General features: G+C 47.0%; 9 protein-coding genes. All 9 read right to left on the bottom strand.

Annotated elements, in window-relative coordinates:
• Positions 1 to 5: 5 nt before the first annotated feature.
• A complete protein-coding gene (locus tag IE165_RS16660; RefSeq protein ID WP_189627785.1) occupies positions 6 to 2,747 on the bottom strand; it encodes an alpha-L-rhamnosidase in 2,742 nt (913 codons plus the stop codon).
• Between the two features lie 12 nt (positions 2,748 to 2,759).
• On the bottom strand, positions 2,760 to 5,528 hold the full coding sequence (locus tag IE165_RS16655) for a glycoside hydrolase family 2 TIM barrel-domain containing protein (protein ID WP_189627784.1): 2,769 nt from the start codon (positions 5,526 to 5,528) through the stop codon (positions 2,760 to 2,762).
• A 12-nt stretch (positions 5,529 to 5,540) separates the two neighbouring features.
• Complete coding sequence (locus tag IE165_RS16650) at positions 5,541 to 6,974, bottom strand: sialate O-acetylesterase (protein WP_229826607.1); 1,434 nt, start codon at positions 6,972 to 6,974, stop codon at positions 5,541 to 5,543.
• Positions 6,974 to 8,797, bottom strand: a complete 1,824-nt coding sequence (locus IE165_RS16645) for a sialidase family protein (RefSeq protein WP_229826606.1) — start codon at positions 8,795 to 8,797, stop codon at positions 6,974 to 6,976. The genes IE165_RS16650 and IE165_RS16645 overlap by 1 nt, the downstream gene beginning before the upstream one ends.
• 2 nt (positions 8,798 to 8,799) lie before the next feature.
• Entirely contained in the window at positions 8,800 to 9,720 is a 921-nt protein-coding gene (locus IE165_RS16640; RefSeq protein ID WP_189627783.1) for a glycoside hydrolase family 43 protein, read from the bottom strand.
• Positions 9,720 to 11,105, bottom strand: coding sequence for a glycoside hydrolase family 140 protein (locus tag IE165_RS16635; protein WP_189627782.1), 1,386 nt, complete (start codon positions 11,103 to 11,105; stop codon positions 9,720 to 9,722). The genes IE165_RS16640 and IE165_RS16635 overlap by 1 nt, the downstream gene beginning before the upstream one ends.
• Before the next feature lie 9 nt (positions 11,106 to 11,114).
• Complete coding sequence (locus tag IE165_RS16630) at positions 11,115 to 14,222, bottom strand: DUF6298 domain-containing protein (protein WP_189627781.1); 3,108 nt, start codon at positions 14,220 to 14,222, stop codon at positions 11,115 to 11,117.
• 340 nt (positions 14,223 to 14,562) lie between these two features.
• Positions 14,563 to 16,524: a RagB/SusD family nutrient uptake outer membrane protein gene (locus tag IE165_RS16625; RefSeq protein WP_189627780.1), complete on the bottom strand. Its 1,962-nt coding sequence runs from the start codon at positions 16,522 to 16,524 to the stop codon at positions 14,563 to 14,565.
• Positions 16,525 to 16,551: 27 nt separating this feature from the next.
• Positions 16,552 to 19,959: a SusC/RagA family TonB-linked outer membrane protein gene (locus IE165_RS16620; protein WP_189627779.1), complete on the bottom strand. Its 3,408-nt coding sequence runs from the start codon at positions 19,957 to 19,959 to the stop codon at positions 16,552 to 16,554.
• Positions 19,960 to 20,517 lie beyond the last annotated feature (558 nt).

Genomic DNA, 20,517 nt, shown 5'->3' with positions numbered 1-20,517 from the left:
TATTTCTATCGTTTTATCTTAAATTCATATTCGCCCGATCCTACCTCAAGCAATACCTTATCTTTCTGGATTTCCACATATCTAACACCTTCGATTTTGCCAAGCTTCTTTCCGCCTTCGGTAATTGCCGCGGGAGCCGAAGCCGGGATAAACACCCGAGCCTTGCTATTTGCCGGTATACGGATCTTCCATAATATTTCTCTTTTATCCACTGTCCACTGGGAGCAGATCTCTCCGCGTAAGCTTTGATAGCTTGCATCAACATGTCTAAGCCCCGACACGAAACTCGGATCCATTTTAATGGTTTCAAAAGCGTCGGTCTCGGTTTTGATACCGGCAAGGTTTTCGTAATACCATATCAACAGATCGCCCAACATCATCACGTGGTTCTGCGAATTCATCTTAGGATGTGCGGTATTTCCGTTCCAAAGCTCCCAAATGGTGGTCGCTCCGTTATCGATCATGTATCCCCAAGAGGGGTATGTTTTTTTTGTTGCCAAGGTATAGGCTAGATCTGCCCTGCCCATTTCGGTGAGCGTACGCATGATCCACTGCGTCCCGACTACGCCGGTACTGAGATGTCCTTTATTTTCCTGCGTTATAATCTCCACGATGCGTGCCGCAAGCCTATCCTTGTTTTCTTCTTCTACAAGCTGAAAATACATCGCCAAGAGATTATCGGTCAAACTGTTGCTGCCATAATATCCAGCGGCATGGTAAAACCGCTCATTGAAATCTTTCTTCAACTGCATAGCCTGCGCAGCATAGCCGAGGCTGTCTTGCGCGTTATTTGTTGAGACACTAAACCGCTCCATGATATGCAACAGATGATAATAGAAAGCCGAGGATATCAAGGCACTGGGATATTTCTTATCAGCAATTTTACCACGCCCCTCTTCGATGCTGGCCGGTGGAAAGCACCAATCGCCATAGCTATCCTTGGTAAGGATACCATCCTTGTCGGTGTACCGCAAACGCATGTAGGCCATCCATTTCTTCATCGCTGGATAATGTTTTTCCAAAACGCGAACATCTCCGTTCTGCTGGTATAGCATATCGGCAACAAAGAGGTATGTGCCGGGCCAACTGATATTATCGCTGTAATAGCGCCAGAACGCCGGTGCTACATCCGGGATCGCTCCATCTTCCTTTTGCGACAAGCGGATGTCCTCCAACCATTTCTCGTACAGCAGCGTATTATCAAAAAGGAAGCTTTCCCCGTAGGCACTCGTCGGGCGATCGCCAAGCCAAGGCTGCCGTTCATTGCGCTGCGGGCAATCTACTGGAATACCCTTATAATTGGATGCAATGCCCCACCATGCATTTTGGTGAATTTGGTTCAATAGTTCGTTAGAGGAATGGAAAGTACCAACACTGGTCATTTCATCATACACAAAACGGCCTAAAAAATCTTGCTTTTGTAGATCTCCAGGATAGCCGTCCACTTCCACATATCGGAATCCATGGTACGTAAAACGCGGTTCCCATTCCTCTTGGTCACCTCCTTTCAATATATACTGATCGGTTGCTTTGGCATCGCGAAGATTCGCGGTAAAGAGCTCCCCATCACTGAGCGACTCGGCGAAGCGCAACCGAATGGCCGTGCCAGCTGTACCTTTCACCCGCATCTTTACCCAACCGGAGAAATTCTGCCCAAAATCCAAAATATACCTGCCCAATGCCTTTTTGGTTATCGCTACGGGAGCAATGTTCTGCATCACTTTCATATCACTATTAAGCTGGGCTTCATAGCGACCACCGGGTTCTTGTACGTAGTCGGCTTTCATCCATTGTGCATCGTCAAATCCCGCGTTTGCCCATCCCAACATCTCTTTACGTGCATCATAACTTTCTCCATCATACTCGTTGTTTGCGGTGATGGGGCCATCCGCCGTGCCCGTCCAGGTATCATCGGTCTTGATCACTTCCGTGCTGCCATCCAGGTAGGTCAGCATCAGCTGCATCTGCATTTTTGGGAAGCCGAAAGTTTTGACCTTATAGGGTTTAGTCTGCCGCATGGCATAAAAGCGGCCATTCCCCAAAATGACGCCCAAGGCCTGCTGTCCTTCGCTGAGCAGCGCAGTGACATCATGCACATTATATTTGATATTTTCTGTATAGTCGGTCGGTGATGGCGCAAGCACTTGGTTGCCCACTTTTTTGCCATTGATGTAAAGTTCATATAGACCCAGCCCCATAATATAGGCCGTTGCTTCTTTCAGAGGTTTACGCAGGGTAAACTCCTTTCTGAAGTAACGTGCCGAGAGCTGTCCGGAATCTTTGTTGTCGGACGGAAAATATCCATCGAAACCAATCCAACGCCCCAGCCAGTCTTTATAGTACATCAGGCCCATGCGCCAAGACGACGGAGCAGACCAAGCAGATTCGCCCTTATTGGTGTAGACCTTTACTTTCCAAAATACCGCTTCGCGGGATGAAAGTCCTTTGCCGGCATAATAGACACTGATGCTATTTGACGATTTCGTTAGGCCCGAATCCCAAAGATCACCCACATTTTGGTTTAGCTTTTCCAAGGATGAAGCGACAAGGATGTGGTATGCAGTTTGTTTTACAGCTCTTTCGGATGCTTCGATTTTCCAGCTCAAGCGAGGCTGTTGCCTATCGATGGTCTGTGGATTATCGAGCAATTCGCAACGCAGATCGCGCACGCGCGTACTCGCCCGCAGATCAACAAGGATCAGGGTACAGACAAGGATTAACATATATTTCAGCACATTCATCTTCATTCGCTTTGCGGTCTACTGTCCAGAAAAATCAAAATAGAGTTGCATATGTAATGCCCGTATAGGCTCTTTCTCGAAATCGTAGTACACATGCTTCATGCCCATAGGGCCTGTGGTCTCCGGCTTCTGTGTCTTTGTACCGATGGCCGAGATACCGTTCATAAAGGAGATATCACCCGAAGGGAAGGTCGGTTCCATATTTTTCCAATCGGTATCCTGCTGCTCCTTTGGGGTGTACAAGCGTAAAAAGACATCCTCCCGGTCGGTGAAAACACGAAATGATTGTGATTTCAGCTTAAATGTCGCCCAGTACATATTGGCGTGATAGCCTTTAAATTCAGGATATTCGAAAGGCACTTCGCCAGTCGCGACATCGTTGTAGGCTTTTTCCCAGATACCGAAACGGTTACCCTTCATTCTGTTTTTCCACACCCGATATGGGCCCATCCCCATATATTCCACGCCTTCGATTTCCTTTTCAGGCAGATCAAAATTTACCCCCACAAAACGGGTGAAGTAGCTTTCCGGAAAATACTGCACGTGCATTTTCAACTGGCCGGAAGGATAGATTGTCCATTGCAGGGTATTGTAGCTTTCTTTTTTATCAAAAGCCGATTCGATGATCAAGGTATCGGCGAGACGACGCATGCTGAACGACTTGTAATTGTTTACCGCTTCCTGTAATACGGGACCTTTGCCAAAAGGAATCAGTCCTTTTCCGTTTTTCACTTCCTGTAACAAACCGTTCGTTTTATCAAACCGATAGTGGATGCCGCCTGCCTGTACCAGAAAGGCATCTGCGGTCTCTTGTGCTTCCACTTTATTACCAGCGGTTTTCAGCTTCGTCGCCGCAATGCGGCTGGGCAGGCTTATTGGAAAGCTCCAGATAAATATTTCCTTGCCATTGCGATCGTTGGCCTTGATGTACAGCGCATCGTAGCTGTGCCAATCTGCCGGCAGATCAACCTTTAGTATCCCCTTGGCATAGGGTGCAATATTTGGAGAAGCCATAGTGCCAGTTTTTGAACTCGCCGAAGTTCCTTCCAGCTTGCTTAGCTCATAGCTAAAGCTACAGTTTGCAGTATTGGTAAAAGCATAGCGGTTTTCGATCGTGAACTCGCCGTTGAATGCCGCTGTCATTTCTCTTTTTTCCAAGAAGATGGGGCTCCACACCTCTTTTATGGTGTAAAAACTTCCTTCCCGTTCATAATGAGGACCAACGATGCCATCGGCCCCGCGATTGCCATCAGTATCCAATATACCGCTCTTATCGGTGCGTTTTATGCCCTGATCCTGAAAGTCCCACAGGAAGCCCCCTGCAGAAAGCGGATTGGCCCACATGGCGTTCCAATAATCTTCAATGCCTGCGCCATGTCCGCCATCATACATACCATGCAGAAATTCGGTAGGCATCAAGATATTATGACCATGATCATACGTACCGATACCGTAGTTATATTCACGGTAGTGCGTGGTTTCAAACCCACCATATACCGCCCAAGGATAGATAAGCGGTCGTTTCTGTATATCTTGTTCGAAGAATGTCGTATCCAGCTCGGGGTTATGCCCACCTTCATTGCCATTTGCCCAAAAGATAATGGAAGGGTTGTTTTCGGACACGCGGATCATCTCTTTCAGCAATTTCGTTCCCGTGGGCGTATCGTAATGGCCATGCCAGCCTCCCAATTCATTCATCACGTATAACCCAAGCGAGTCACAAACGTCCAAAAAGTGGCTATCGGGCGGGTAATGTGCCATCCGTACGGCATTCATATTCATTTCCTTCATCAGTAGCACATCATGCACACTTATTGCCTTGCTTGTTGTACGTCCAGACTCGGGGTGAAAGGAATGTCGATTTACGCCTTTAAATTTTATTTTCTGCCCATTGATATATACGCCATCACGTTGCCTCACTTCGATCGTGCGGAAACCAATCTTTTGATTGATACGGTGTAATTCTTTTCCTTTGCCATAGAGCTTTACTTCTGCACGATACAGGTTTGGAAACTCCGAAGACCACAGCGCCGGTTTTTCGAAGCTTCCTTCCAGCAAAGTTTCGGAACCGATTACCGGTTTGCGGATTGTTTTACCGAATTTTTCACCCTCCGCATCATATAAGGTAACGGCTACTTCATCTGCACTGCCTTTCGACTGTACTTTTAAAAAAAGTGATCCATCTGCTCTTGCATCAACCGAAAGACGCTCCATATGATTTTGAGGTAAGATCTCCAAAAATACGGGTCTGAAAATACCGCCGAACACCCAAAAATCACCCTCCCGTTCAGCCGCATTGACGGATTTATTGGCCGAATGCTTAGCAACCTCTACTTCGAGCAGGTTTTCCTTGCCCCATTGCAGAAACTTGGAAATATCGTAGGAAAAGGTGTAAAAAGCCCCTTGGTGCGGCGCGCCCACCAGCTTACCATTTACCTTTACTTGTGCATCCGTCATTACACCTTCGAAAACAAGATTTACTTGTTTGTCTTTCCAACTGCGATCGACTGTGAAACGATGCCTGTAGCTTCCGATTTCCTTTCCCTTATCGGCTTCTTTGTTGAAGCCGTAATTGTATTTCCCAAACCCCTGAAGCTCCCAATTGGATGGGACGGGAATTTTCGTCCACTGTCCGGCCTTCATGCCTTCTGACACTTTAAAATCCCACAGAATGCCATCATCTTTCCCTTTCCCGGACAGGTATTGCTTTACCGATTGCTGGGCCACCGTGCGACCAGCAAAGGTAAGGAGTAGGCTGTACAGAAAAATCGTTGTATAAAACTTCATATGGGGCATGCTTTATTTTAGTTTAAGATTTTTATAAGGGTTATCTGTTCGAAAGGGCAGAGCCGGTATGCCCGCGGCATTCTGCAAATTGGGTTGCGCTGCTTCGTCCCAGGCGAAGCGAACCTGCTTGATCTTTTCGTTTGCGGGATGCACAAGCTCAACAGTTTTGCCTACAACTTGTGCAGACGCAGCAACATATTGTCCATCGGCTGTCGCCACTTCAAAACCGGTAAGCGGCTTCCCATCGCCTACCCGCAATCCGTCGGCATGCTTGAAATGAACGATGGCCTTGTGGTTTTTATACTGCACCTTAGTCAGTTCAGGCCCATCAGCAGCAACTGGCAGATGATAGGTCTTGCGGAGCGCCTGTGCTGCAAAACGCGCGCCTACGTCCCATTTATCGGTAGGGTGCAGATCTTTTACATTATCAACGAGATCCATGGTCACAATACGTCCTGTATACGGCAACTGTAACAAAAGATCCTGCGCTTCGCGAAACTCGGGCAAGACTGTCCGTGCCATACGCTCTTTCCCTTTCTCGTCCAACGAGTATTGAAAGGGCGCTATCTGGGTAAAATAGACAGGGAGCTGATCTTCGTTCCACAGCTTACGCCAGCTTTGGATAAGGGTTTTAAACTTATAGGTGTAATCGATACTTTCTTTCAGAAAAACATTCGTCTCACCTTGGTACCACAGTACGCCTTTTAGTGTGTATGGTGCCAGCGGAGCAATCATCGTTTCGAAAAACTTTCCCGGGTCGCCACTGACTTTCTTATCGTTGAAATATGGTTCTTGTTGAAAGGCTTCTCCTGCAATCCAAGGTTCAATACGGCTTCCGCTTACAGCGGAAGAAATAATGCCCACCGGCACACCGAGCTTCTCCTGCAACGTTTTAGCGAAGAAATAACCCGTCGCAGAGAACTGCCGTAATGCCGAATCGCGCGCAATGCTCCAGCCCGCATAGCTGCTATCGGGCTTCGCTAAAAACTTGCGACGCACGAAAAACAAGCGGATACTGGGATTATTAGCCTGCTTGACCGCATTTTTCGGAAAATTATCGCGCTGTCGATCCTGCGGTAGTTTTTCCAACTTACGCATTTGGAACGCCATGTTGGATTGCCCCGAACAGAGCCATACCTCGCCGATCAACACGTCTTTTAGCAGGATGGTATTATCGCCGCGAATTTCCAACGTTTGCCCTTGGGCATTGGCCTTCATGGGTGACAGCGTCACCTTCCATTTTCCTTCGACATCGGCTGGACATTCTTTCGTCTGCCCGTTGAAACGCACCGTCACCTGTTCACCGGGGCGAGCTGTTCCAAAAATAGCCACGGGTTGTTGCTGTTGCAACACCATGTGATGCGCAAATATATTGGGGAGCACCACCGACGCATGCACCGACAATACGCTCCAAAATATTCCTATTGCGAGGGCCAATCCTTTCATCAGTTCAATTTTTCAGCTTGCAATGAGGAAATACCGTAAGCCGCTTCGGTTATCGAAGTTCCGGCATCTTTCACGTCATAATCTTGATCGGTAGGGGTATCGGCATTTGGATATCGTCGTACTTCGCCCGTACGGAACGATACCTTGCTGATGTTTGCCACGGGCTGAAAGAACAGCTTCGTGCCTTTATCCTGTCCATTGATAGCCAGTTGGAAAGAGCGCGTAGACACGTCCGCGATGAGCGTAATATGGTATTGCTCACCTGCTTTGTAGGACTGCACGCCTGCATTTCTATAGCCGGCTTTATTTTTTATCTGCCCGTCCTTGTCGAAGATCAGGCGACAGGCCGCTTGTCCCCTGTCATCGGTTAGTTCGATCTCCAACAGGCCATGATCCGCCTGCTTGGGCGATACAGTAAATGTTATCTTCGTTTTTTTGGCCGATTGGATTACACGATCGACCTTTGCATAGTCAAAAGGATCTTTATCACGCAGCAACAGTTCTTTACCTTCGACTTTCGCACTGGCCCACAGCGGGCTATAAATATTCCAACGGCGGTAGGCTTCCGCCGCATTCGTTGCAAAATCATCTTTCACATTTTCTTCTACGCTAGAAACAACAGGAACAGGCACTTTTGCGACCCACATATCCTCTTTGTTCATGCTGTAGGAAATCCACATATCGCTGCCTGGAGGCGTACCATTTCCTTCTTGGATACCACGCACATACTGCGGACCATAGGATTTGTAATTTCCGCCATAACGCATGGTGCTGATCTCTCCATTTACCAACAGTAGATCGGTATATCGCAGACCGTCCGCGCTGGTAGAGATGGCCAGGGGCCAACGAAATTCGGACGGATTGTATACTGTGGCATATTTATTATCGCTGGTTTTCTGTCCCCATATCTTGGCATTGCTGTTGACAAAACCGGGTGCGCGCGAGGGCGTATAATCCCAAGTCTTTCCATTGTCTTTACTGACGGATGTCAGGGCGTGTTTCCACAAACCAACCACGCGACCGTCTTGCAGGTGATAGTAGGCAAACGCTTTGATGGGACGGTGGTAGGGCACTAAAGGATCGTTCCGATCGGCCTCTTCCACCCACTGTTGCATCATCAGCGGATTTTCCATCAGCTCTTTGCAGGCCGCGACAAAGGCTTTATCCTTACTCTTGCTGTAGAAGGGATATTGCGCGAGCTTTTGGTTGAACGAACTGTTGAAGCGAATAAAATAGATTGGCCCAAAAGAGCCATCTTTATTGATCTCGCGGACAACGCGGCCAATACCATTGCCGTCATTGGGGTCGTCCTTCGCATCGAGGGCCACGCCATAGTAGCCAATTGTCAGCAACTTGCCATTCTTGGCGGTATAAAAGCCCATACGTTGGTGCATAATGGCATATAGATTTTTGCCCGCTTTATCGGTACGTTCAGGCTTGGTAAAACCTTCGGGAACAAGGTAAGGTGGAAACAACTCCTGCGGATGAGACCAAGTATAGCCATCCTTCGATGTCTGTAAGAGGGTCTTTCCTTCAGCGATATGTTCGCCAATGGGGTTACTCAAAAACTGTAGGTAATAGGTCTTGTTCCAATACGCCAAAAATGGCTGGTGGTTGTAGGTAAAACCATGTCCTCCGGCAAGCGCTGGAAACTCGCGATTTGCACGAAAAACCTGTATGTTATGTGTCCCCACGGCTGGCGTCAGCTGTCCATGATGGTAGTCCACGTTGGACAATGTTTCCCCCACATATTTTACCGTATCTTGCGCCATCGCGGTTGATGCGGCGCCAAACATCAGTAAAGCAATTATTTTCGATTTCACAGCTAGTCCTTTCCTTTTAACAATCTTTTCAGGTCCTTTTTCGAAGCTTTAAAGATTGTTCCATGTTTATGTCCATCAGGCACAACGATCTTTTCGTTCACCATCTCAAAATGTTTAAAATCAGTGGTTGCCACGGCTTCATAGCTTTTGCTGCCATAGGAATCAAAATAGATCAACCATTGGCTGCCCACTTTCACGACGCTTGGCCCTTCGGTCAGGTAATCAGAGAACGGTGCGGAGACCTGCCTGAAAGGCCCTAGAGGATTGTCGGCAAAGGCAACTTTCAAATTTCTGTTCGGTCGTGTGTTATCCTTTAAAACCAGCACATAGTCATTCCTATCTTTTTTAACGATCACCGCATCAATGATACTAAATCCCGGATCAGCGAAGAGCTTCGTGGGTGAGAAGCTGTTGAAGTCCTTCGTGGTGGTGTAATACATGCGCTGGTTATTGTCTTCGGCCTCCGCACCTTTTGGGAAACGATGCGGAATGGTCGACGCCCAGATGATGACATAACGATCTTCCTGTTCGTCATAGAAAAGCTCAGGAGCCCAAACATTTATCGTAGATGGCTCATGCTCCATCACAGGGATGATCTTTTCGTCTTCCCAGTGTATAAGATCCTTTGATCGCGCATAGCCAATCCCTTTGTCACCTTTCCAAGCGATGGTCCATACCAAATGGTAAATACCCTTTTTATCACGCAACATGGAGGGGTCACGCATGATCTGCTGTGTGCCCAAAGTCGGCTTTAAAAACACACCCGGCACTTCCCGCCAATGGTAAGCATCTTTGCTATACAGGTAACGAAGGCCTTCGGTGGCCGGTTCACGAAAGGACGTGAACAGGTAAACATCCCTTTGGCAGGATGCCAAGAGGGATGTTACTAACACAAAAACTAAAGCCTTTATTGAAAATTTCATTATATACTATCTAATATCAGCACCCAATCGTTGCCATCTTGCTGCTGGCCTCCGGGCTTAAAGCGCTGTACGCCCTTATTCTCAAACTTGCCGATAACCTTTGTTTCTCCATTACGCGGATTAAACCAAGAAGCTTCGACTTTATCGCCTTTGATTTTACCCATATTCACTGGGATTTCTCGTCCATTATAGGTGTATACAAAAGCATAGTCTTCCGTACGCGTGGCCAACAAATTGTCGTATTTGTCTCCTGCTTCGGCAATGATGCTCTGATCGGGAACACGGTCAAAATAATGCCCCCGCGAGAGCATAAGGTCTTTCAGGTATTTCATTTGCGATGCCCCAGGCGCCTGCAATGCTTCTGTCCACAACTCCTTGGAGCCATAGGCAGTGCTGGTATCCGTCGCCGCATGCATCTGCATCACCGAGTTTTGACCGTAGGTGTAACCAAAAGCACCTGCGAATACCGACCAATAACCATATCGGCGCACGTCGTCTGCCGTCCAGCGTGGTTCCTTCACGTCGTGTAACCCCTGCGGAATCCCTTCATAGGAAGGTTCGCCATCTATGGTTGGTTTTACTGGTGTGCGTTTCCAGTCGGCCTCCATAAACCTCCAGTTATCTTCGCCGTAGTGTTTATCTTCTTTGGCAGAGGTATCCTGATCATAGCGCCGGTGCCCCGACTGCACCATGTTAAAATCTAACCAAGAGGCATCGTGAAACCAATCGGAGGAAGCGGTGCGACCACGCGGATGATAGGTCATGAGGTGATTGGGATCGATGGATTTGATCGTTTTACCGATTTCCTGCCACACCGCAATGGAGTCCGAACCTTTGATATCGCCTCCGTTTAGCCAGATGATATTTCTTTTATCCTTCCATCGTTCGGCGAGAAAACGTGCATACACTTTTGCCTGCTCGGGCGATACCTTTCCATCTTTTACCGGCGATCCCCACACCGGAACAAGAGCCATGTACAAACCTTTGTCGGCCGCTTTATCAATGATGTAATCGATATGATCCCAATAGTCGTATTCTTCAGCTACATCGGGATCGCTTCCAGCAGTGACCAACGGACGTGCGATATCTTTATTGCTAATGGATGAATCGCCGTAGACATTGACCGAGGGAACGGTATGCAGCACCATCGCCTGAATCACATTAAAGCCCTTTTTCCTACGATCTTCCAGATAGACTTCCGCCTCGTCACGATCCAATTTGTTGAATAAAAGCCATCCGGTGTCGCCAAGCCAAAAGAAAGGATCTCCGTTTTCTGTCGCTAGATAACGCCCGTTCTCTGAAATTTTCAATTGACCCAGCTCGTGCTTAGAAGTACAGGAGAACAGTATTCCCGCCAAAAGAATCGACATCAATTTTTTGCTCATCGCCATGCTTTATTTTTTTTTGATCCAAAGGATCTCTGTTGCGTTTTTATAATTGTTCACGGTCACCGTCTTTCCTCCTTTTAAGGCTTCTTTTCGGAGCACCTTACCTGTTTTTGGGTCGATATGCAACAGGTTGTATGCGCCCTTCAAGCTGGATAAATCAACCTCTGTACCCTTAGTGTTATTGCTATACAGGATAATTCCTGATTGCCCCTTTAATAGCCAAGTGCCCTGCCCTAGTGCCGGAGCCATCGTCGCGGCTGCCTCGTAAAATCCGGGCGCTTCTACTTTTGGCAGGTTGGCCATAGATCCACCCGCCATAAACACCGCCCAAGCCATTTCTGGATAATTGTCGCCGTGGTATAGCACGCCCTTTTCAGGATACTTCATACGGTACTCACTCACCGCACGGTATACCTGTTCGGCGGATGTCTTCTTGGGCTTTAATAGTCGTGCATGCTGGCGAGGAGCTAGATTTTGTCCACCCTGTGGCGCGTATGCAGAACCGTCGGCTTGGTAATGCCAATAGCGTATATCAATAAGCTGGATTTCTTTGGCACGTTTAGGATCGGCCAAGATTGCATCTTGCACATCTTTGGTGGTGCTCAGGGCGATGATCGGGCTTTTGCCCGTTTCTTCCTTCCATTCAGCAATGACATCGATCCAAAACTCCACAAAATGCAGCGGTCCGGTGTATTCGGCACTGATCATTTGTATCACACCCGTATTGTCTTTAAAATTGTCCAAACATTGGCGGATGTAGGCGCGATGTAGCTCCCGACGAACCGGATGGGTCACATCATAAAACTGCTCGGCCATAAAAATACGCTTATCGCCTGCGTAAGGAACAGGTTCAGGAAATCCTACCTCATTGATGTTATTTGCCGTTCGCCAAGGAAAATCCGAATAGTGGGCACCCGCTTCGATAATATTATGTTGGAAATAGTTTTGGTGGATCAGCACCAATCCTTTCTGATCGGCAATATCTGCAAATTGCTTCAACCTGTTCCAATAGAATTTATTGTACTTCGTCAGATCGTATTTAGATAGTCCGTCGTACGCCGTTCCCTGACCACTTCTGGCGAAGGGCAATTCGTAAAACGGAGGCCATACCTCACCGTCCATACGGCGGATACGTTCATGGTCATCGCGGCGGCGTTCATACCACAGTCCATAATTATGATCGATGCTTAAGGTATGCGTTGCTAACATGTTGTCTGCCGTTTCTTCCAGATCGTCTGTTAAGCCTAGACCCTCCTCACCTGGAACAAAACGCGTAATGTGTATTTTGGACTTCGCTGCACCATATGGACGTGCACTACCGCTCCACCATTGGATATCGGATTTTTTCCCAACCAAAACTTCCTCACCACGCACCAACCAGCCGCTTCGTAGTTCCATCGCTTTGGCATTTGCAGGAGCGGTTCGCTTTGCCGGCGGTAGCTGGTCAACTGTTTTCAATCCATCTAAATTATCCTGCAAGCGCTCTCGCTCGATAGCCTGTGCAATAAAGTCTTTTAGCTGCAAGGGTGGCTCCACCGCCTTTTTCGTCAGTTCCATCGCCACATCAACTGGAGGGCTACTTGATGCCTCCGTTAATACGGGGAGCAACACCGCCCTATCTTTTGCAGCAGCCCCTATCCGTTCCTGCAACTGTGCATAATAGAGGCTTCGCGGTTTGATATATTCGTTGGATTGATCCCAAAAACCATCACCCTGAAATTGTGCCCACACGCCGAACGCCCAGTTTTGGGCTGTGGGCGGTTGAAAACATTCCACTAGGGCTGCTGTACATTGCCAGAAAACGCTATTGGCGGCTGTCCAGCCCGCCCCCTGTCCATCTTGACCACGGTTTTTAAAACTAAGGGCTTGCGCGTCGATGTCTATCATATCGAAGAGAGCTCCTGATGACCAGCTATCAATCGCTCCGCTGAAGCTATGTGGTTCTACAGCTTGGCATTGTACGAAAGCATTTGGCCCGGCCGCGAGGTAACCCACGACAAAGTCGTGATAGCCCTGTTCGGCATATAGCCTTTGAAACAGCGTTTGCTGTCCTTTGGTGTAAAATGTATAGCGACGCTGTCCGCCAATCTCCGATACAGGATTAAGCGACAGACAATCTTCCACGGTTACTTTGCTTCCTGTTGGCAGCACATACACCGCTGATCCTGCAAAATACTTAACCTGGATGCGGCGCACCCACACATTACTGGCATTTTCGATACTTATCGCCATCCAGCGATGGTCCTCGTCTTTTGGATTGGCAGCATCAAATGCTGAAATGAGATTTAGGTTTTCTACACCGACCTGCTCTAGACGTTCGGTCCAGTAGTATCGTTGAACAGTGGATATTCCGAAAGTCTGATCTAATGCCGTGGTTATCGGCGCATCGATCAGCAGTTTGTTTCCTTCGATTGCTGTAATCTTGCGTTGCCACATCAGCTCGCGCTGCCCCGGCTTCCAGCCCAATGAAGTGATTCCTCCGCCGAAATGATCGGTACCAATCGCTTCTATCCATTCCTGGGTTGATGGGCGCGTAATGGCGATATCATCGCCCACGCTATAGGCCGAAGCATCAGCCACGGTAAAATGCATCGCATTTACGGGAACATAAGCATCGGTTATGTCCTGTTGCAGGCTATATTGGCGATTGTCCTTCCCCTGCACCTTAATTAGTGTTTCCCGCGCAACGCCATCACCAAAAAGGGTGGTTCCTGCTTCGCCAAATCCAGCTCCACGGAGCACTACGCCCGACGTATGTAGTTTCAGTGAACCATTTAAATGGTAGGCTCCGCCTTCCAACAACACGGCTCCTCGGAATCCATTTTTATCCAAAGGCAGCTGTGCGACATAGTCTATCGCACGCTGGATACGAAGCGTCGCATCGCCATCATGCAACGGCACCAGGATCTTCGCGGGCACGAAGGGTATGGCCTGCCCTCCCGCCATGTAGCCAGCATATGAGAAGTCAGGCATACGGTTCCCCTGTTCATCCGGCGTATAGCGCAAGGTATGATCTTTTTGCAAGCTGATAGGCGACGATTGCTTCTGCGCATATCCGAGAAGACATGCGCCGAAAACAACCAAAGAAGTGGATATCCACTTTCTAACACACAAACTACTATATACAAAAAAATCTTCCAATGTAAAAGCGAATCTATAAGGCTTATAATACGATGAACAAAGTGATTATCCCATAATTTACTAACCAACTTCTAGAAAAACAAGTGGGAGGCTCTATCTTTGTCTCTCGTACAAACATAGCTAAAAACGTATGCAGAAGGTTGTATTATTTTCTCTAGCTATTGTATCATTTTAGCGGCATAAAAGACGGGATTAAGTGTACAGGAGCTAAAACACCGCACTATCGTATAAACAAAGACACCGAGTGCTGCTATTATAAAACCATCACGGGGCGTATTGTATCATGCGCCCCGTATGATCAATGGAAAAAGAGCTATTGTTGATAATCGTAGCTTCCCATACCTCCAGAATAATCGAGCCACCCTTTTGTTTGTTGCAGCCACGAGTTATTGGCCAACACACTTGCAGAGAGCCCAGAAAGGTAATAATTTGGTCGGAAAAGAATGGTAACGCCCGCGTTGTTCACGCGATCCCACTCTTGGTCAAGCGGTGCCCTTGTAAAGTACGTACGATATACCTGCTTAAGCTTTGCGATTTCTGTCAGGAAGTTGGCTGCATCGGGATCGATCAAAATATTTCGAATTGCCGGGCTCAAGGGGTCGCTACCATAAGTCTTCGATTGCCAATAATATCCGGTTCTTTTTGTGCCGTTTATTGGCAATAATCCGAGTTTCTGAACGGAATTGCCGGACTCCTGAATATTGTCATACAGCATCCAGCGCTGTATATCCCAAAATCGCTTCCCTTCATAAGCCAATTCTACACGACGTTCGTATAGACAGGCTTCTATGGCCGAATATTTCGTACCTAGACTACCGACACCGTAATTGTTTGCGGATGGGATGCCTACGCGTTGGCGGACCTTACCTATATACGCCACAGCATTATTAACATCGCCTGTTGCGGCATAGCATTCTGCAATGTTAAGCAACAGTTCCGCATACCTATACTCAAAAATATCGGTACCGGAGAATGCAAAGTTTATGCTGTCGGCTGCGGGGTTCGACATCTTACGTACCAATGCAGGGCTGTTTACTTGGTTGTTTGCGTAAAAGGTCCCGCTGTTTGCTTCTGCGTTTGCTTTCCACCTGTAGAACCATGTTGATTTATTGTCGTTACCTTTGATGCCCCATTTCGAACCGGAAAAAGCAAAAGTCCGGTAGAAACGTGGTTCCCTATTTTCAAAGAAAAACGTATCTACATAATTAGCAACTGTCGGGCGACTTCCATCCGCAAGAGGAAACAGGTCAAGCATTTCTTTCGTCGCGCCGATGCCCCCGCCTCCTCGGTAAGAAACAGGCCGTACCGAATTCTCCCAGCTGTTGTTGTAACCGGCAGAACTGGCTGAATTGGTCGATAGCAAAAACACCATCAAGGCTTCTGGGTTGAACGCATTATCTGCTCGAAATGTCATCTCCGCCCAGTCCTTCGCATTGGATCCAAACAGGCCATATCCCGCAGCAGTCAGTTTTCTTTCCGCATCCAGACTCGCATCAAGCGCTTTCTGCCATTTTTGACTTCCGGTATTGTCCCAATCCTTATTGAACAGCGGACTTGCCGCCGTTAGCAACACGCGGCTTTTCATGGCCAATGCGCCTGCAGCGGTAAGGCGACCATAGTTTGTTGTGGCCGCATCCCAACGCATGGGCAATAGCAATGCCGCCGAATCCAAATCGCTCACCATTAAATCAAAACACTCGGCAGATGTTGCCCGAGGCTGTCTAACTGTTTCATCCGTCGCACTGTTTTGCTGCACGTTCGTCACCAGCGGAACGCCACCATATACACGTACCAAGTCAAAATATTGCAACGCCCGTAAAAAATACATTTGTCCTTTCGCGGTGTTACGGAAAGCCTCCGACAGGCCGGAACCAGCTTGATCAATGCGCTGTATTAAAAAGTTTGCAAAACGGATACGAGTGTAAGGATTGTTCTGAACGCTTGCAGATACTGGATTTCCGTAGTAACCATCTGCCTGCGAAGCCAATTGTAGATTAGTAGTAGGGTTGGTATAATTAGTAACGGTACCTCCAATTTCTTCGGTCATACGTGCTCGATTATCGTTGTATAATCCCACGATGGACTGTTGCGGGTTTCGGTAGTTTACGAAATAGTAATTATACATCCTATCAATGTACCATCCCGTCTGCAGTTCATTCTCTAAAATACTGTCATCGTATTTATCGAAACTTTTCATCTCCTCCAAAAAGTCGGTTTTACAGCCGGCAACGATCGCCAGAGTCAGTGTCGCAAAAAATAATATCTTCTTTTTCATTGTAATTTTCTTTATTAGCTACTTTTGTTACAAGCCTAAATTAACACCTAGGGACCAAGTTCTCAAGGTCGGATAACCGACATTAGGCACGTCGTACATATTGCGGAATCTCCCTGGATAAGGATTGTAAAAATCCCATAAGTTATTCCCAGAGATAAATATCCTTGCATTCACGAGTTTCGCTTTATTCACCCATTCTTTTGGCAGCGAATAACCTACACTTAAACTGCGCACAAACATGCGGAATGTGGGTAGCATGAAAAAGTCAGAATTCCGTCCTCCAAACTGGTCGAAGTAAGCAAGGTTTGGGTAAGAACCGTTGGGATTCGTGTCCGGATCGTACATATCTGCTAAGTAAAGGGGTTGCGACCATAGCGCGTGCGTGCTGCTGGTACCTTGTTTTATATAATCTAAATAATTGACACCACCCCAACTCGTGGAGATCTGCGCCTGCAAAGATATTCCTTTCCATCCTGCGTTTAGGTTGGTTGTTATTGCATATGTCAAATCCGATTTTTTAAGAATATCCAAATCCTGACCCGTTCCTTTCTCAATAGCACCATTAGGCCCCGCATAGGTTTTGTTGTCTGCATCCAACGCTCCACGTACGTCTTCATAAACCAACATTCCTTTTCGCATTTGAGATTTATCTGTAATATCAAAGAACCGCGGCGCGGCGCCTTCTACACCCGAATTAGCCGCATTTTCGGTCAGATAGGCCCAATACCTATCTATATCCTCATCGGTTCGCAGCATACCGTCGCCTCCAGAAGTATGTTTCCAAGTGCGATAGCCGTATACTGGATTATTATATCCCGTGTTGCCTACGGCGCGTCTAGTATCCATTTGTGAAGGATAATCAAATGGTTGGTCGAAGTAACGTGTCGTTTTGTAGTTCCCTACCCCAAAGTTCATCCCGACAGTGTAATTAAATTCATTAACATGACTTCTCCACGTCACGGCGACCTCTCCTCCCCACGCCTTTACACCCGCATAATTCTGTTCTGCAAACGCCCCTCCAACAGAGATAGGTACATCAATTGCTCCCGACATATCGGTCAACATATCTGTTGTGGTATTATAATATCCATCAAGCGTAACATTTAATTGCGATTTAACGAATGAAAGGTCTAACCCAAGGTTTCTTTGAACGGTACGATCCCAACGTAGGTCTCTGTTCGGATCGGGATCCGGTGTGATACCAGTTACATATTGTCCCCCATTGTTGCCAAACCCCATTCCCTTATCGGTCGCTGCCGTGTACAACCTGGTCCATCGCCATGGCTTTACGTTACTATTGCCCGTAATTCCTAGAGACCCTCTAACTTTTAGATAGTTCATCCACGTGATGTTATCTGCAAACCATTGTTCATCAGAAATTACCCATCCTGCGGAAACGCTTGGAAAGAAACCCCAATAGTTTTCAGGTGCAAAATTCGTGGAAGCGTCCGACCGGAAAAGGAATTGCAGAAGGTATCTACTCTTGTAGCTGTAATTGAAACGCCCCAAATAGGACAATGTACCACTGACGGTTCGGTAAGTAATTGTGTTGGACGTATTCAGCGTACCGGCAGATATCGACGTTCCGTTATATACTCCGCGCGTGGGATTGTCATAAATCTGATAACGGTCCTCCCAGTTTGCCGTAGTCTTTTCGACACTAAACATGCCTCCAATATCATGATCACCGAATGTCTGGTTATAATTTGCGAAAAAATTAATCTGATCATTCTTAGAGGTCGTATTGTCATAGGTCACACGCGAGCTGGCGTTATTTAATACCGGTGAATCCCATATTGTCGTGGATCCATATAAGTGATTTCCCGGGGTGTTCGAATTGCTAGAGCGGGACAATAGCAACGGCATCATTACTTGCTCCGTGTTGGTAGCACTTTGCGTTATCCCGTAATTAAACTTGAAGGATAAACCTTGAATAAATGGAACGTCATACTGTAGGGTAAAATTAGCGTTGTAATTGAAGTCCTTATTTGTCGTTTTGGACCCGTTATTCAATAATTCGTAATAATTCCAGTTGGACAACGAATTATTTCCCCGCACATTTCCCAATCTATTAGGCCCTAATGCTGGCGACACATATTGATCTACGCCATCAATATTATAGACCCAAGGAATGTATTTTGGCATATGTAGCAGAATATTGTAGTCATTTTGTTCTCCCCCTATACCGTAAGAACCGTCGTTGATGTTAATTTTCGTGAAAGACTTCTCTGTACTTGTGTTGGCAGCCGCTATGGTGGCTCCCAGACGAAAGTTACTGGCAAGCTTTACCTCGGAGCCCGCCCGAAATGTCCATCGATCAAAATCTTGAGCGCCGAGGTTAGGACTTTGGGTGTAGAACGATGCTCCTGTAAAGTATGTCGCTCTTTCTGACCCCCCGCTAAAATCCAGCGCGTGTTGCATCGCGCCGGCCGAGCGCCAATCATTCATCAACCAATCGTAGTTCAGGGATTCCATTTGCGTCAGTTCTGCATCGGAATAATAAAAATTGTCATTCCACCCTAATGCGCGACCGAATTTGTTGGCAAATTCTCCATATTGACGCGCATTCATCACCTTGCCATGGCTGACGGCATCATTGGTCTGAAACTTTCCGCTGTAGGATATACGTGGTGGACCAACTTGTCCCCGTTTTGTTTTCACGACAATTGCACCTTGCGATGCCCTTGATCCATAAATAGCCGCACTGGCGTCACGTAGCACCGTGATACTCTCTATTTCTGAAACATCTAACATGTTGAATCTTTCCAGGGTCGGCTGACCGTTTTGAGGATTTATTTGAATGACATCATCAATGATGACAAGCGGAACCGTTCCTCCTCCATCTTTACCCCAATTGAACTGCTGCCGAATACTCAGATTGGCCATTTCACCAGGTCGCGTGCTGCCCCCGGAAACATTCAATCCGGGAATTTGACCGCGCAAAGCCTCCGAAACAGATGCTACCGGCAAATCGGCCAATTGTTTCATGTCGACGGAAACAATCGAGCCCGTAATTTCTTTTGCCCGCTGTGTGCCATATCCTACGACAACCACTTCGTCCAGTGCGTCTAACGATTCCAATATAACCGTAACGGTAGATAAACCAGCCACGTTAACTTCTTGCACTTTATAGCCTACATAGCTCACCACAATGGTGCTATTCGCATCGGGCACATTGATGTTAAAAACGCCATCTTCCCCAGACTTGACACCAGCTTTTGATCCTTTAACGAGGATAGTGGCACCCGCTACCGGCTCTCCGCTCTCGTCGACCACCTTACCACTAATGCCGACGAATATGGTGGGGAGCACAATGGCTTTGGCAGACAGTCTAGACAAGGGAAAGATCGTCGCTGCCACTAGTACGATCAAAGGAAAAAGCAACTGTAGCCCATTTCGCAGCATCCCTTTTTTATTATAAGCTTGATAACTCATCGGTTTAAAATTGTTTTTATATAATAGGTTCAAAAAATTCATTCGCGTAGACATCGCGCTATGCGCTAGCACTTACACGCTATGTCTAACGTGGTTGTCGGCAAATAAGCTTTGACACAAATGATAATAATGTATAATATCACGGATCAAGATTCTAAATGCAAAAAGTCTTTTTAAAAAAAGCATTTAGTTTACTCGACAACAAAATTGGTTAGACTCACCAAAATAAAGCCTCCTAATAACGAAATTGAAAGAAACAAGCAAAATACTCTCAACAACGAAGGGCTTCCTCGTAAACAAAGTAACGTAAAACGATGGGGAGGATCTTATAGAGCATTATCCATTTACTATAAAATATTATCAGCTACATCTATATATGTCGACGACCCAAATACCTGAAAAGACGTCAGAAAGTTCTGTGGAACGACATGTCAACGAATGATGTGAAAGCCTTTCGGACAAGCAACCGACCGACCCAGCGAAAAAAAAGAGGCCGTCTCATAAGTAATTATGGGACGGTTTTTTTTACTTGTTTACCTCGCGCTATTTTCTATCTTA

This window comes from Sphingobacterium griseoflavum (assembly GCF_014653155.1).
GTDB lineage: Bacteria > Bacteroidota > Bacteroidia > Sphingobacteriales > Sphingobacteriaceae > Sphingobacterium > Sphingobacterium griseoflavum.
This window is presented reverse-complemented; position numbering and strand designations above follow the sequence as displayed.